General features: G+C 37.1%; 7 protein-coding genes and 2 pseudogenes. 4 read left to right on the forward strand and 5 right to left on the reverse strand.

Features of this window, described 5'->3' with window-relative positions; all coding sequences use genetic code 11:
* The 4 genes and pseudogenes from L654_RS0114120 to dinG form a co-directional block, all read right to left on the reverse strand.
* Positions 1–292: pseudogene (locus tag L654_RS0114120) on the reverse strand (histone deacetylase); the annotation flags it as partial.
* 13 nt (positions 293–305) lie between these two features.
* Entirely contained in the window at positions 306–914 is a 609-nt protein-coding gene (locus L654_RS0114125) for a primosomal replication protein (protein ID WP_024608252.1), read from the reverse strand.
* Position 915: 1 nt separating this feature from the next.
* Positions 916–1692: a TSUP family transporter gene (locus L654_RS0114130; protein WP_024593658.1), complete on the reverse strand. Its 777-nt coding sequence runs from the start codon at positions 1690–1692 to the stop codon at positions 916–918.
* Positions 1692–3767, reverse strand: a complete 2076-nt coding sequence (gene dinG, locus L654_RS0114135) for an ATP-dependent DNA helicase DinG (protein ID WP_024608253.1) — start codon at positions 3765–3767, stop codon at positions 1692–1694. Before dinG ends, L654_RS0114130 begins: the two co-directional genes overlap by 1 nt.
* A 193-nt stretch (positions 3768–3960) precedes the next feature.
* On the opposite strand from dinG, the gene L654_RS0114140 reads away from it, so the two are divergent.
* Complete coding sequence (locus tag L654_RS0114140; RefSeq protein WP_024608254.1) at positions 3961–6303, forward strand: DNA polymerase II; 2343 nt, start codon at positions 3961–3963, stop codon at positions 6301–6303.
* Between the two features lie 243 nt (positions 6304–6546).
* Positions 6547–9414, forward strand: a complete 2868-nt coding sequence (locus L654_RS0114145) for a TonB-dependent receptor (protein WP_024608255.1) — start codon at positions 6547–6549, stop codon at positions 9412–9414.
* Positions 9415–9641: 227 nt separating this feature from the next.
* On the opposite strand, the pseudogene L654_RS1000000127315 reads toward L654_RS0114145, so the two are convergent.
* A pseudogene (locus L654_RS1000000127315) lies at positions 9642–9919 on the reverse strand (integrase core domain-containing protein); the annotation flags it as partial.
* Positions 9920–11808: 1889 nt separating this feature from the next.
* Between L654_RS1000000127315 and L654_RS0114155 the strand changes: the two are divergent.
* Positions 11809–14694 (forward strand): TonB-dependent receptor, encoded by a 2886-nt coding sequence (locus L654_RS0114155; RefSeq protein ID WP_024593663.1) that lies wholly within the window; start codon positions 11809–11811, stop codon positions 14692–14694.
* 586 nt (positions 14695–15280) lie between these two features.
* Positions 15281–16449 (forward strand): IS3 family transposase gene (locus L654_RS0114165; protein WP_139016089.1). Its coding sequence is split into 2 segments (ribosomal slippage): positions 15281–15557 and positions 15557–16449, totalling 1170 coding nucleotides; the frame shifts between segments, so codons are not numbered across the junction.
* Positions 16450–16480 lie beyond the last annotated feature (31 nt).

The following is a 16480-nucleotide window of genomic DNA, read 5'->3' on the forward strand; positions in this document are numbered from 1 at the left end:
TACTCCCGCCAATTGATAAAAGAGTACGCTCTACAAGTTGTTGCGAATAGGGAAATCCCATCTTTTTTATTGCTTTATCGCTTAGAGTCCCATTTAAAAAGTCATCTATATAACGTTGGCTATGACATAACGCAAGTTGAGATTTAGTTGCTTTTTTAGGCTCTTGAAAGTGAATAGCCGAAACACCTAGATTTTCTATTTCGGTTTTAAGTAACTTATACTTTTGAATAGGGAATCGATGACGTTCTGCAAGGATAAGGTCTGAATACAATGGATGATAATAAAGCTGCATAGTAAAGTGCGGCTTAACGCAGCTGCTGTTTTTCTACTTGTTGTATTTTATCCTCAGTGGCAGAAATTGCTTTTCTGCAGCGGCCTAATCGAGCGTGTGTGCTTAATATTTCAAGGTTAAGCTTTTGTGCTTTAGCTGGCGAGGCTTTATCCATTTGCATTTTACGCTCTTCAATCATGAGCACTAAACGGCGTTCAAACTCATGGTTTTGTTTTAATTCGTCGTAAAGCTCGTGCGATGATTGCATTATTTTTTGTACCGCTTGCTTATAAACGGTTTGCTTAGGGCGTGGTTTATAATGGCTTTTGTTTTCTTTAACCCAAATAGGCGTTGATTTAATAACGTTGAATACAGCTTGTACCTGAGCTCCTATACGTTCAAGCGCGTAAGTATAAGCATGGCGATGCTCACTTGGCGGTAATCTTGACACTTCGTCTTCTATTTCTATTACGTAATCGACTAGGTTCATGCTTTTTGTACTAAAAACTGCGCGGTCAAACAAGCTAGGTTGCGCTTGCATGTAACGATTTTTAGAAAAAAGTTTAGCTTTATCAAATTGATCAGCTTGTTGTTTTAGCGTTGCAACTTGTTGGCGTAGTTTATCTAAAGCTGTAGGGTGCATATTAAAAGTAAGCCTCGTAAATTAGTTTTAATGCTAAAAGTATAACCATAGTATTAAATACAGGGCGAATAAATTTACTACCAAAACGTATTGCTGAATGTGCTCCAAACCATGCGCCTAGCATAATAAAAAAGCCCATTGTTATGCCAAGTAAAAAGTTTACATGTCCGAGTGCTACAAAGGTGATGAGCGATATAAAGTTAGAAACAAAGTTCATTGAACGCGCTAAACCACAATTGAGTAGCAAGTTCATTTTATAAAGCATGCCATTAGAAGCGGTCCAAAATGTCCCCGTACCTGGGCCTGCTAAACCATCAAAAAAGCCTAATGCTAAACCCTGTAGCCATTGTTTTATTTTCATCGCTTTGTTTAGTTTAGGGAGTTCATCGCCTTCTGTGGTACTTAAATTACCAAATAAGCTATAAGCGGCAACTAAAATAATAATAATGGGTAGTAGTTTGTTTAAAAAATCGATACTTAAATGATCAACAATAACAGTACCTATCAATGCACCTATTGCGGTAGCAATAATAGAGGCTGCCCAAAACTTAGGACTAAATAAGTTCTTTTTATAGTATGTATAGCTTGCCGTTAACGAGCCAAAACTTGCTGCTAGTTTATTGGTTCCTAGTGTTAAATGCGGAGGTAAGCCAGCTGTTAGTAAAGCGGGCACAGTTAACATGCCACCGCCACCGGCGATAGCGTCTATAAAACCTGCGGCAAGTGCAACAGCACATAAAACAGCCCAAGTTGTTGGATCGAGTGCGAGTTCAAACATTAATAATCTATTTGTCTTTTAAAAGGTGGTAGGGTGTCGAGCATGGCTTTACCGTATCGCTTAGTAACTAAGCGCCTATCGAGAATAGTAATACAGCCTTCATCACTCTCTTTTCGCAGCAGTCTACCACAGCTTTGTACCAATTTCTTTGCGGCGTCTGGTACGGTAATCGTTAAAAACGGGTTACCGCCTTTGCTTTGTACAAATTCTGCTTGCGCTTCTTCTATTGGCGAAGTAGGTACAGCAAACGGAATTTTGGTAATTATTAAGTTCTCTAAATATTTACCAGGTAAATCAAGACCTTCTGAAAGGCTTTGTGTTCCAAATAAAATACTGCCTTTGCCTTCATCTACATTTTTGGTGTGTAATTTAAGCAACGCTTCTCGCGACATCTCACCTTGTACTAATAAGTTAAAACCTTTTGTTCTAAGAAACTTTGTTACGTGGTCCATTTGCCAGTAAGAAGCGAATAGTACAAGGTTCGCTTTTTTATCATCTAGGTACTCTGGTAATGTTTTAGCTAGGTGATCACTAAAGTCTTTATCAGTTGGTTCTACTTTAGATACCGGAATACGTAAAGTGGCTTGTTTGGGGTAATCAAAAGGAGAAGGTACTTTAATAAATTTAACGCCTTCTTCTTTAGCAAGTCCTGTTTCGTAAGCAAAGTGATCGAACGAGCCCAGTGCACTTAATGTAGCAGAGCACAAAACAGCGCCCGCGCATTCTCGCCATAACTTATCTTTTAAATAATAACCGACTTCAATAGGGCAGTCGCTTAATAGATGGTCGTGATGGCTTTTGTATTCAAGGCGTTTTATCCACCGTGCATGAGGAGCACCTTCGCCTTTTTTTGCGTAACTAAACCAGAGTTTGTTTAGTTGCTCTAGCCGATTAATATATTGCCCGCTTTCGCCTAGTATTGGGTCGGCAACGTAAGGTTTTATGTCGCCGTCACTTACATCTTGGGTAAGGGTGTCGTGCATTTTGTTTAAACAGCGCAGCGCATCTTGCGTGGCTTCGCTTATGTCTTTTGCTTTACTGTGCAGAGATTCTGGGATTTCACCGTGTTCAAAGCGGTAAGTATCGTCTTTTGAGTATTCAAAGTCGGCATTATCAAGAATATCGCGAACTACTTTTAAATCTTTATTCGCGTCATTAATGCTGTCGCAAAGTTTAAAGTTTTGCCCAATAGCTCTTTGCCCCACTAAAACCTTCGCCATTTTCCCGCTAAACTTGGTGAGCTTATCAAGCCACTCTATCGTGCCTTTAATTGTTGCTGCAGCTGATGAAAAATCGCGTGTTATATGTGCTAAATGATGCGCTTCATCAATTACATAAATGGTGTTGTCGGGCTCTGGTAAAATTTTACCGCCGCCTAAGTCTAAATCAGCAAGTAATAAAGAGTGATTAATTACCAGTACGTCCATTTGCATTAATTGATTACGAGCAAGCTGAAACGGACATGTTTGATGGGCCTTCATTTGGCGTTGGCATGAATGTTTATCGCACGCTATTAAGTTCCACACTCTATCGGGTACAGTATCGGCCCAACTGTCTCTATCGCCTTGCCATTTTTTATTCACATAGGCGTTATATAGCTCATTCAAACACTTGGTTTCCATTGCGCTCAATGGTGAAGTAAGCGTTGGCATAAAGTCCATTTGTGTTTGGCTATCGCCGTTTACAGCATTATGTAATTTGTGGGCACAAATATAACGATGGCGACCTTTTACTAAATCAAATTTAAAGTCGAGGCCTGAATGCTTTTTAAAAAATGGGAGTTCTTTTGCTATTAATTGTTCTTGCAGTGCAACGGTTGCGGTAGAAATAACTAGCTTCTTTTTTTGCGCTAAGGCAAGAGGCAATGCGCCTAAACAATAGGCAAGAGACTTACCGGTACCGGTGCCTGCTTCAATTACGCAAATACGCTGCTTTTTATGGTATTCGCCAGCAAGCGTTTTTGCTATTTCGGCTACAAGGTAGTTTTGACTGCTACGAGGGCGATAATCGTTTAGGTTGCTAGCCACATGCTGGTGTACTTGCCTAATTGTTTTTTTTAGTGAGTCAGAAAGCATGGGATGATTTACCTAAAGTATGTATATAATTACAGTGCTATGGATTTTAGAGTTATAAGAGTGTAACTACAAGAAGTGATGAGATTAATTTAGCAAATAAAGTATCTGAGTGTTTATTTAGGTTGAATGTATGGCTTTAAAGCATTTTGAATTAAGTAAAAACTTACATATATATGAATAAGGTTTAGTAATAATGTACTTAACAGCCGGTTTTATTGTTTCTTCTCATGCTTATGATACTGCTAACGGCATCTGCTACGAAGCGTGGTTTTGTAGTGATAAAGGGCCTATAAAAACAATATCAGTTAACGAAAATGCGCTGTTTTTTATCAAAAGTAAAGATGCTGAAATAGCGCATAAAATATTAGCAGCTGAGTCACTTATCTTTAATATTAAAAGTCTTGGGTTAAAAAACTTTCAGCAAGAAGATATGTCGGCCTGCTACTTCAAATCACTTAAACATTTTTATTCTGCTGCTAAAGCTTTAAAGCAACGTGGAGTTGTATTATTTGAAGAAGATATTCGACCAATAGAGCGCTACCTAATGGAGCGCTTTATAAAAGGAGGTGCTTGGATAACGGGTAATGTTTTTTATCAAAATGGTTATACATTAGTAACAGAGGCAAAATTAAAAGCAAATGATGAGTATTCCCCAGCTCTTAATAAACTCTCGTTAGACATTGAATGTAACGAAAGTGGCGTTTTGTTTTCTGTTGGACTTGTGGGCTGTAATTTAGACTGTGTTTTAATGATTGGCGAGCCAGATAGAGAAGCTGAAAACCTAGAGTTCGATATTATTTGGTGTGTAGATGAGGCTGAGCTGTTAAGGGGGGTAGAGCATTTTATTAAGCTTAGCGATCCTGATGTCATAATTGGCTGGAATGTAATTGAGTTCGATTTTTCGGTTATTCATGAAAGAGCGGAAGCACTAGGCATTAAGTTATTACTGGGTAGGGGAGATCAACCTTTATATGTTCGCAAAGGACACTTTACTCGAGTATCGATCCCTGGGCGATGTGTGGTTGATGGAATAGACACTTTAAAAAATGGTACATATAGCTTTGAGAGTTTTTCTTTAGCTAATGTTTCAAATCAAGTGTTGGGTGAGTCCAAATTAATCGACACGGCTAATAGTCTGCAGGAAATTATTAGGCAATTTAATGAAGATAAGCTTTCTTTAGCAAAATATAATCGACAAGATTGTATTTTGGTAAATAAAATTTTTGATAAATTAAAGCTACTCGATTTTTCTATTATAAGAACAAAGCTCACAGGATTAGAACTTGAAAAAAAGGGCGGCTCTGTCGCTGCTTTTATCAATATGTATTTACCATTACTGCATCGCAGCGGTTATGTTGCCCCTAATATGGGCGATCATGGACTTACATTTGAAAGCCCGGGCGGTTATGTAATGGAGTCTATTCCTGGGCTTTATAAAAATGTCATTGTTTTAGATTTTAAAAGCTTGTACCCCAGTATTATGCAAACTTTCTATATTGATCCACTTGGACTGATAGAAGGTTTAAAAAATCCAAACCAAAGTGTGCAGGGTTTTAATGAAGCCCTATTCTCGCGAGACAAGCATCACTTACCTTTACTTGTTAAAAGCTTAGCGTCCCAAAGGCAGCTCGCCAAAGACAATCAAGATCAAATGCTTTCTCAAGCAATTAAAATAATAATGAATAGCTTATATGGTGTTTTAGGCTCAAAAGGGTGCAGGTTTTACGATCCTAGGTTATCTAGCTCTATTACGTTAAGAGGGCACGAAATAATGCTACAAACTAAAAGGTGGATAGAAGAGCTTGGTTATAGCGTTATTTATGGTGATACCGATTCTACATTTATTAAGTTGGATGATGATTTAACCCACGACGAGTGTAATGAAATTGGCGTGTTTTTAGCTAAAAAGATAACTACAGATTGGATTAACGAGATTAAACAAACGCACAACTTAACAAGTCATTTAGAAATAGAATTTGAATCTCTTTATAGCCCTTTCTTTTTGCCAACCATAAGGGGGAAGCTAGTTGGCTCTAAAAAGCGCTATGTCGGTAAATTAATTAAACCAAACGAATCAAAACTAGTATTTAAAGGATTAGAAACAGTAAGAAGTGATTGGACTAAACTTGCTCAACAATTCCAGTTCGACCTATTTACTAGTCTTTTTGATGGAAATTTAAATATAAATGACCTTGTTAAAGACTATACAACAAAGTTATACCAAGGTGATTTTGATCATTTACTCATTTTTAAAAAGAGATTAGGTCAAAACTTAATCGATTATAAAAAAAATATCCCCCCTCATGTTCAAGCAGTTAAAAAACACCAGAAAAAAAATAGCGAATTTACGGTCAATAGGGGGGAATTTGTTACATTCGTTTACACAACTGCTGGAGTTGAACTGTATCAAGGCTTTCATAGCTATGACTATGCAATTTATGTAGAAAAACAGATTGTACCGTTAATTGAAATGATTGGTCTTATAGTGAACTCAAATGTTGCTTTAGGGTTAGGTTTTCAAGGGGGGGTATTTTGACTGTACCCAAAATGGCAATTATCTTGGGTTTTTAACCTGCATATTTGTAATTAATTCTAATTTAGCTCGTTATTTATTCTTTATATCGTTTTAATCTTCTTTTTTGCAAAATCCCATTAACTTTTATTGGCTTTTTAGTGGTTTTTGTTTATTATTTGTTTTAGTTACTGTTAACTAACTGTAACTATAAAAATAAATAAATAATGATTGCTACGATTAAGTAGTGACACCAGGGAGAATCAAATGTTAAATAATCAAGTAGCTAAAGCGGTGCGTATTGCACTTGCTTTTGGCGCAGCTTCAACAGCTGTTTTTTCAGCAAATTCTTTTGCAGCTGAAGATGAAATAGAGAAAGTAGAGCGTATTCAAGTTACTGGTTCTAGAATTAAAAGAACTGACTTAGAAACATCTAGCCCTGTAACAGTAATGACTGCTGAAGAAATTAAGTTAAGTGGTTTTACTCGTGTTGAAGATGTTTTAAATCAACTTCCACAAATAGAAGCTGCTCAAAGTTCATTTTTAGCTAATGGCGCAACAGGTACTGCAACTGTTGATTTACGTGGCTTAGGCTCAAACAGAACCCTAGTGTTAATTAATGGTCGTAGAATGCAGGCCGGTAGCATAACGTCTCAAGTTGCTGATATTAACCAAATCCCAGCCTCTTTAATTAAACGCGTTGATGTGCTAACAGGTGGCGCAGCTGCAGTATACGGAGCAGATGCCGTAGCTGGTGTTGTTAACTTTGTTATGGATGATGAGTTTGATGGTATTTCACTAAATGTGGGTACATCTGGCTTCCAGCACAACAATGATAATAAATACATGCAAGGCTTGATGGATGATAAAGGCTATGACTACGATACAGGTAATACTGGAATCGATGGTAAAGCTTACAGCATCGACTTTACTGTTGGTGGTGGATTTGATGGCGGAAAAGGTCATGCCGTAGGTTATGTTACTTATAACCGTCAGAACGAATTAGTACAAGGTACTCGCGACTACTCATCGTGTGCTTTGGGTGGTAATGGTCAATCATGTAGTGGTTCTGCTACAACACCAAATCCTCATTTTGATATTTATCCGGTTGTAGATGGTGAAGTTGATTACGATCAGAATCTTTTTGGTTATTTGAATCCAAATGGCCAAGGTTTTATGGAAGATGATGGCTACCGTTATAACTTTGCACCGGTAAACCACTTCTTACGTCCAAATGAGCGCTTTACGTTTGGTACATTTATTGATTACGAAATAAATGAGCACTTTAGACCGTATTTAGAATTCTCATTTATGCACAACAGAACAGCTGGCCAAATTGCTGAATCTGGTACTTTTTATAACGAAGAAATCTTATTCGATTATAACAACCCATTGTTATCTGATCTTCAAAAAGAACAGCTACAAACTTTATTTAGCCAAGACGGCGATGATCAATTTGTTGCTTATATTGGTAAGCGTAACGTTGAAGGTGGTCCACGAGAAGATAACCTTGAGCATACGTCATACAGAATCTTAACCGGTATGGAAGGTGAGATTAACGATAGCTGGTCTTACGATATTAGCTATAACTACTCTGCAACAACATCAAGCTCAGTTTATAAAAATGATTTACTTTCGCCGAAAATTGCTCCACGCGTTGGTGCTGTAGGTACAGAGTGTGATACTGCAGATGGTTGTTTATTATACAACGTATTTGAACTAGATGGTGTTACCGCAGAGCAGGCAGCACAATTAGCTGGTGTTGGAACACAAACAGGCTTAGTAACGCAAATTATTTATAGCGGTTATGTTACTGGTGAATTTGATTGGACATTACCAACAGCATCAACTCCTATCGCTGCAGTGTTCGGTTTTGAGCGTCGTGAGCAAGATTACGAACGTGTTTCAGATACTGTTTATGAAGAAGGTCAACTGCTAGGTCAAGGTGGTCCGTCTCCGAGCTTGTATGGTGCTATTGATGTAAATGAAGTTTATGGTGAATTACAAATTCCTGTACTTGATGAATTAAATGTATCTGCTGCTGCTCGCTGGTCTGATTATTCAACAACAGGTTCAGATACTACATACTCAATTGGTACAGATTACACGATTGCAGATGCATACAAATTAAGAGCAAGTTATGCAAAAGTTGTGCGTGCACCAAATGTTGGTGAGTTATTCTCTGCACAAAGTATTAGCTTATGGAGTGGTGATGACCCTTGTGCTGGCGATCCAAATGCTGCTGCTGTAGGTGACCGTCCAACTTTTACTGCTAGCCAATGTGCTAATACAGGCGTAAGTGCTTCACAGTACGGTGGTATTGGTGAGTCTCCAGCGGGTCAATATAACCAATTTGCAGGTGGTAATCAGTTACTAGAACCAGAAGAAGGCGATACAATTACAATCGGTTTAGTTGCAAATCCATTAGATGGATTTAACTTCTCAATTGATTACTTCAAGATTGAAATTGAAAAAGTAATTGGTGTTGTAGGTGCAGAAAGAATTATCAATAACTGTGCTGAAACAGGCGATGCATTCTTCTGTGACAATGTTACTCGTAGCCCATCTGGTAGCTTATGGTTAGGTCAAGCTGGTTTTGTTACAAACTTGAGCGATAACATTGGCGGCCAAACATGGGAAGGTGTTGACTTTACAGCAGCTTACAAAATGGATTTAGAAGAAGGCGCATTAAACTTTGATATTAATGGTTACTACAGCATTCAAAAAGAAGTTGAACCTATTTTAGGTGATGCGGATTTAGCTTATGACTGTTCAGGAACTATTAGTACTGACTGTTTCGCATCTCCAAAATGGCGTCACACAGCTAATGTAAATTACTTACGTGATGATTGGCGTGTAGGTGTTAAATGGCGTTACTACGGTACTGTAGACTATGAAGGAACTGCAGATACGTTGTTAATTGATGATGGCGGTATTGAAGCATATAACTTTATTGATGTTTCAGGTAGCTACTCATATAACGAGCATTTAACCTTTACTGGCGGTATGAATAATATCTTCGATAAAGAGCCACCGTTAGTTGGTAATACTGTAGCTTCTAATGCAAACACAGTTGCAGGTTTTTATGACACGCTAGGTCGCTTTGTTCATGTAAGCTTTAATCTGAAGTTCTAACTTTAAGTTACAGCTAAATAAAACCCATAGTGAATTTCACTATGGGTTTTTTAATTTAAAGCTATTAACTGTATTAGTGTGATTAATAAGAAATCAATCACCCATCGAATTTGCTCTAAATGAGATACTCGCCAGTTATTAAATGTACTAGATCAGACTCGATCTGACAGTTACCCGTTTATTAATCGGTGACTGTCAGTTTAGATTTGAGCTAAACTTTTCTCAGCCTAAATCGATTTTCCGTCTAATAATTTTTCTAATGTTGTTCTACACAGCACATTTTCCCCTGATGAGTTCAGTCATTATTTTAGTAAACCATCCATTCGTCTAGATCCTTCTGTAATTCATCCAGTGAACTATATAGTTTTTTACGGAATGTCACCTGATAAAACTCTTGCAATATCGTTTTATGGAAGCGTTCGCAGATACCGTTCGTCTGCGGTGATATGGCTTTAGTTTTCGTATGGTCGATATCGTTGATAGCTAAATAGAGCTGATAATCATTTCAAATTTACTATTTCTATCTGGTTGTAGTTCACTGAGTGAAGACTCTCTAAGCAGTAATGAAAATATGGTATGCGAAAAAATAGCGGTGACAGGTAGTAATATTAAAAAGCGTACATGCATGTCAAAAGAGTTGGCAGAAGAAATACGCAAAAAAAACCAAGAGGCAATGAGAGAAATTAACAAAAGAGGAAATATTTACCAAGATAGGAACTAATTTTACTACTAAGTTTAATTGCAATACTTTAACTTATGTTTGAAATCTTGATGTGTTAGTACTAATAATAATGCGGACAGGTTATCTATATTAAGTAAACTATTTGCTATTAAACTTACCCCTCCTCCAGGCTACATTATTTCATTGAATTTCGACTATCTGCCAAACCTTGTTAACGTGGTAACTTTGTATTTAGTTGGTGTTTTATCGTATTTCAATAACGTATGTTTTACAAAACTATTATATATTACTTATCTCTTAGTGAAATTAAGCGGTTGATTTTAATGGTAATAAGTTTTTTAAGTGTTTGTCGTGATTTATAATTTATACCTTATTTATTCTGAGTAACTATAAACTTTAGTTGTTCTATTTCTAGCGATAATCATTGTAGAGGCTCCCGGCAAAAGTATCTGTAAATTTAAATATAGAGGATATCCCGCATTACACTTAATAGGGGGAAACTCTTCTTAAGTACATTAAATATTACCAGTTAAGGCCGTATCAGATACATGTAGCTTATCTGATAACTTTGGATATTTTAACTTTGATTTACCGGTTAATGTGATACTCAAGTGAATGTTATAAAATTAGTAAATAAAGAGATGGTTTCAATATTGTTAGAAAAAGTATTAAGGAATAATATTGTCCAGTTAATAACCAAATGTTCAAGCACTACCTTCACAATTGAGTTCATAATTTCCTGTCATTAAACAAACACTCATCAGTCGATGCTCTTTTCGAGTATAAAAATGATAATGAACATTTTTACGACATATCAAAGAAAGTTTATTTATGATTTGCAGCTGCCTAGATCAATAAATCAGGTTAAACGCGATGTAGGCGAAATTACAAAATAATATAACCAAACTTGTAATCTGACAAGTGTACCTAATAGTTCTAAATTGAATTTTCAAACAAATTAAATGCGGGCAGTAGTAGGTATTTACATAAAATCCACACAGGAAGCTTGGTTATAATCTACCTACCCTGAAAAGATCAGGATAAAATTTAAGTGACTACTTCAAAAGGTTTTTTCACATATCTAAGCATAAAATTAACAACTCAGATTGCAAAATAAGGAAGGAGTAAGTAATTATGTATGTTTATACATTAATTGGGTCAATTCCTATAATAAATTTTACAAGCATACTATAAGTCATATACTCGAAAAGACTAAAGTAATCGCATATACATCTTATTGTTAAGGTATAGAAGTGAGACTATCTAGTTGATAGTAAAGTTATTTTTATTCAACCTTAAATAAAAGAGACACTTTTTAAACCTGCAGCTTTAGATAAGTCTACTAAATATGAATGTTTTTATATGTTTTAGCGATGCTTTGTTACAAATCTTTACAAACATTCAAGTTATTGTTATTAAAGTGTTTTATTTTAAGGTGACATAAGCTTTAAATATACACATATTACTTTTTCAATAAAATCAGCTGCTTACTGTTGATTTTAATGTAATGGTGAAAGATACATTTGTTATTTTTGCTGGTTTAAAGTTAATAATGTGTTGACCTCTTTGTTTCTCTAGTACTATCATCCGTCACACAATAAAGTCCTACTGTACCTTCATATAGGCATTTTTAGTCTTATTAAGTGGCTTTATTGCGCATTAATTTTAAAAATTAAGCATAAATAATAAAATAGTATTCTAGGGAGAATCAAATGTTAAACAATAAAATTTCAAAGGCAGTTCGCTTAGCGATTGCTTTTGGTACAGCATCAACGGCTGTTTTCGCTGCAAATTCAATTGCGGCAGAAGAAGGCGTTGAAAAAGTAGAACGTATAGAGGTTACAGGCTCGCGTATTAAGCGTTTTTCAGAGGTTTCACCTACTCCTGTAACTACAATTACTGGCGAAGAGCTATCTAATGCCGGCATCACAAACATCTCAGACTTGTTACAAAAGCTGCCTTCATCTGGCGTAGGCTCTGCACCTACAACAACTACTAACACTATTTTTGGTGCGGGTATAAATACTACAGATCTTCGTCAGCTTGGAGAAGGTCGTACTTTAGTACTTGTAAACGGTCGTCGATACGTAGGTGCTTCTGTAGATAATCCTGCGGTAGATTTAAACGGCATTCCGACTGAAATGATTGAACGTATGGATATTGTTCATGGCGGCGCGTCAGCAGTTTACGGTTCAGATGCAATTGCGGGTGTAGTTAATATTATTTTGAAAAAGTCTCAAGATACTATGGACTTCAACTACAAAAAATCTATTACAGAACAAAGCGGTGGTGAAGAAGAGTCTTTTTCATTCACGTTTGGTGGTGAAAGCGATAAAATAAGTTTTATTACGAGCTTATCTTACTCAGAAACAGAACAGCTTGAAGCTCAAGACCGTGACTTTCTTCGTAACCCAGTTTCTGGGATGTTAAACCCTGATAATGTTTCTGACACAGATGGAATTCCACAGAATATTTTAGCTACAGGTGAGTTTGCCGGTTTGCAAACACTAGGCTATTACGATCGCGCAGGTGATGCTTTCTTACCTGATGGCCATGTTGTATTTGGTGATAATGGTGAGTTTAGTCCCGTTATAGTTGGTGGTGTAACAAGACCTGCGCCGAATAATCAACTTAGATATTTTGGTGACGGCTTCTCTAATGGTTACAAATTTATTGAACATCAAGATCTTGCAACACCACTTAATCGTTTTAATGTTTTTACAAACATTGTAAATAATTATGCTGACGATCATTCAATGAATTTTGAAGTTTCTTTTTCAAAAGCAAGTGCTTATGCAGAAAGTAGCCCAATTTTCCTTGCTGAATCGATTCGTTCAGATAATGCATTTTTAGACCCGGCTGCTAAAGCACAACTAGATGAAGCTGATAGAGATTCAGTTACAATTTATAAGCTAGCTTCGGGTTTCGGTAATCGTACCTATGAAGATGATCGCACAACACTTAATACAACTCTTTCTTTCCAAGGGTTACTACTAGAAGAGTTCGATTACGAAGTATATTTTAGTTACGGTCGCAATAAAAACGACACTACATGGAACGGTGAATTCCTTACTGAGAACTTTAACAAGGCTATTGACGCGGTAGAAATTGACGGAGCAATTCGTTGTGCAGACCGTGATTCAGATGGTTCTTTAGTTGGTGCGTTAGATGGTTGTCAGGCATTGAGCCTGTTCGGTCTTAATGGTGCATCTCAAGAAGCTTTAGATTACGTTACTACCTCAGCATCAATTTCTAAAGTTAAACAGCAGCAAGTTATTGGTGGTGTTATTTCTGGTTATGCTTTTGATATGCCTGCCGGTGGTGTTTCTTTTGCTTTAAGTGCTGAGCATCGTAAAGAAACTGGTTCTAATGAACCTGGTGCAGCAATGCAGAATAATCTAGTGTTTGGTAACTTTGTAAAAGCATGGGATGGTGAATTTACAGTTGATGAAATTGGTGTTGAAATGTCAGTTCCATTATTAGTGGATGCACCATTTGTTGATTCATTAAGCCTTGAGTTAGCCGCTCGTTACATGGATTACTCTTCAGTGGGCGATAATGTAGCTTGGAAGGTAGGCTTTAACTATGCAATGAACGATGAACTTCGTTTCCGTGGTACAAAGTCTAAGTCGGTTCGTGCTCCATCATTATCTCAACTTTATTCTGCTGGTACTCAGTCATTCGCGTCTTATGGCGATCCATGTGACCAAACTAATATATCTACAGCGAGTGATAGCAAAAAAGCAAACTTAATTGCTAACTGTCAAGCTGCAGGTATTCCAAACCCAGGTACTACAGTTGGAGATTGGAGACCATCTGATGATTGGCGTAGTGTTACTCCACCAAGTGTGAATTCAGGTAATGCAAACCTTCAAGAAGAAACTTCTGACGATACATTATTTGGTGTAATTTATACCCCAACTGAAAATATCACGTTAATTGCAGATTATTGGAGTTTTGACGTTGAAGATGCAATTAACTCTTTAGGTGCACAGCGTGTTATTGATGATTGTTACGAAGCGTCTAGTTTAGATAATAGTGCTTGTGACTTAGTTGACCGTGATCCTACGACTCTTGATATTTCTGAGGTTCGTAATGGACCATATAACTTAGCATCTTACTCTCTTAAAGGTGTTGATTTAGAAGGTACATACAAGTATGAAACGAGCTACGGTTCATTTAACTTCCGTTTACTAGCAAGTTACCTTGAGCATAGAGAGTTTAATACAGATGTTTCTAGCGAAGGCTATGAACCAACACCTACAGTTGGTGAAGTAAGATACCCTCGTTGGCAGGGTAACCTAACGGTAGGCTATACTTACGATGATTTATACGTAGGTATGATTGGTAAATACCGCCATTCAACAGTATTAGACAGAGAGTGGACTGCTGAAAATAACAACTATAATGATGTTCCTTCTTATACAGAATGGTCAATAAATGGTCGTTATACTGTTAGCGAAATGCTCGAAGTAAGATTAGGTGTTTCAAACTTATTTGATATTACACCTCCTAGAAATCCTGGCACATACGATGAAGGTGAGTATTACGACGTATACGGCAGACGTTTCAACTTAGGACTAAACTTACGTTTCTAATATCTTTAGTAAATAAGTTTATAAACGAAAGTGTTTAATATTAAAGCCTACTGAAATTTCAGTAGGCTTTTTTTATGTTTTACTTGCCCTGATATGTGTTTATACCAACCGGCTTATATATGGGGTTTATTTAACGATAAGTAAATTGCGCTATAACTAGGCAAAAATTTTTATATCTAGTTGATATTACGTTTCTTTAGACTGGAAATTGTTGGATTTACTTAGCGGTTCTTCAGACGTTTAAAAAACATAATGGATACCAACGAAAGATTATTTTTCATTACTTAAGCTGAAAATGTGGTGATTGGATATATTCTTGGGTAGTACAGCCCTCAACCTTGATCATATCTGATACGCCAACTACTTTATGGATAGAGTGGTGCTTTAATATCTTTGAGTTAAAGCTATCAGTATCACATTACATTACGCATAACAGCTGCAACTCTTTCATTTCTTCGTTTAAGTATTAAGCTTGCGTCACTCGCATAGCGTCTTTATCTATACAAGGAGTTATTAACACTCTGACGTGGTTTAATGGATTCGACTACCCCAGTTAAGAGATAATCAACTTAACTGGAGATCGATAATGACAAAACGTAAAAAGTATTCCAAAGAATTTAAACTTGATGCCATCGCATTAGTTGTTGAGCAAAACTACTCTCAAGCAGAAGCCTCTAGAAATTTAGGGGTAAATCCCAACATGCTTGGTCGGTGGATAAAAGAAGCTGAAAATGATGATGGGCAGGCTTTTAGAGGGAATGGTAATTTGACCCCTGAGCAAGAAGAGATCAGAGAGCTAAAAGCGCAAGTGAAACGCCTAGAAATGGAGCGTGAAATATTAAAAAAAGCGACGGTCTTCTTTGCCAAAGAAACGAAGTGAAATACTCGTTCATAACCCAATACAAGAAGACCTGGCCTGTGGCGGTAATGTGCCGAATACTGGGTGTAAAAAGTAACAATTACTATAGTTATCAAAAGCGATATTCAACTAAATCAGAGGATCCAACACATCAAGAAATGATTGATTGGGTCAAGGACATAGCGCACTTCAGTGATAATACTTACGGTGAAAGGCGTATTCAGAAAGTCTTAAATGCACTCGGTTTTCCGGTGAGCCGTCACAAAACAGCACAGTTAATGAAAGAGGCAAATGTCTGGGTGCGTTATAAAAAGAAATACAAAGTAACAACGAATAGTGACCATAACAAGCCTATTTATCCCAATGTACTTGAGCAAAACTTCAACGTTGAAGCCGCTGATCAAGCTTGGGTACAAGATATCACTTATGTTTGGACTGCAGAAGGTTGGTTATATCTGGCGGTAGTGATTGATTTATATTCGCGTAAAGTCGTTGGTTGGAGCATGGGCTCACGAATGAAAGCGCAGCTTGTCTGTGACGCACTGACTATGGCGATGTGGCAACGCCAACCCAAAGCAGGGTTGATTATCCATTCAGATCAAGGGGTTCAATATGCAAGCCATCAATATCGTAGATTGCTCAAGTCAAACGACTTCATTGGTAGCATGAGTAAGAAAGGTTGTTGCTGGGATAATGCTGTTGCAGAAAGCTTCTTCGGTAGTTTGAAGCAAGAGCGCGTGCATTGGAAAAATTACCCAACGCGTTATGAAGCTCAACAGGATGTAATGAATTACATCTGCATGTGGTACAACAGTCGTCGCTTACATTCGTACTTAAATTATCAAAGCCCAAATGACTTTGAAGAACGAACCGAAACATTAGATATGGTTTCTTAACTAGGGTGACTGAATTTAGTTGACCACGTCA

The organism is Pseudoalteromonas sp. TAB23 (assembly GCF_000498075.1).
GTDB lineage: Bacteria > Pseudomonadota > Gammaproteobacteria > Enterobacterales > Alteromonadaceae > Pseudoalteromonas > Pseudoalteromonas arctica.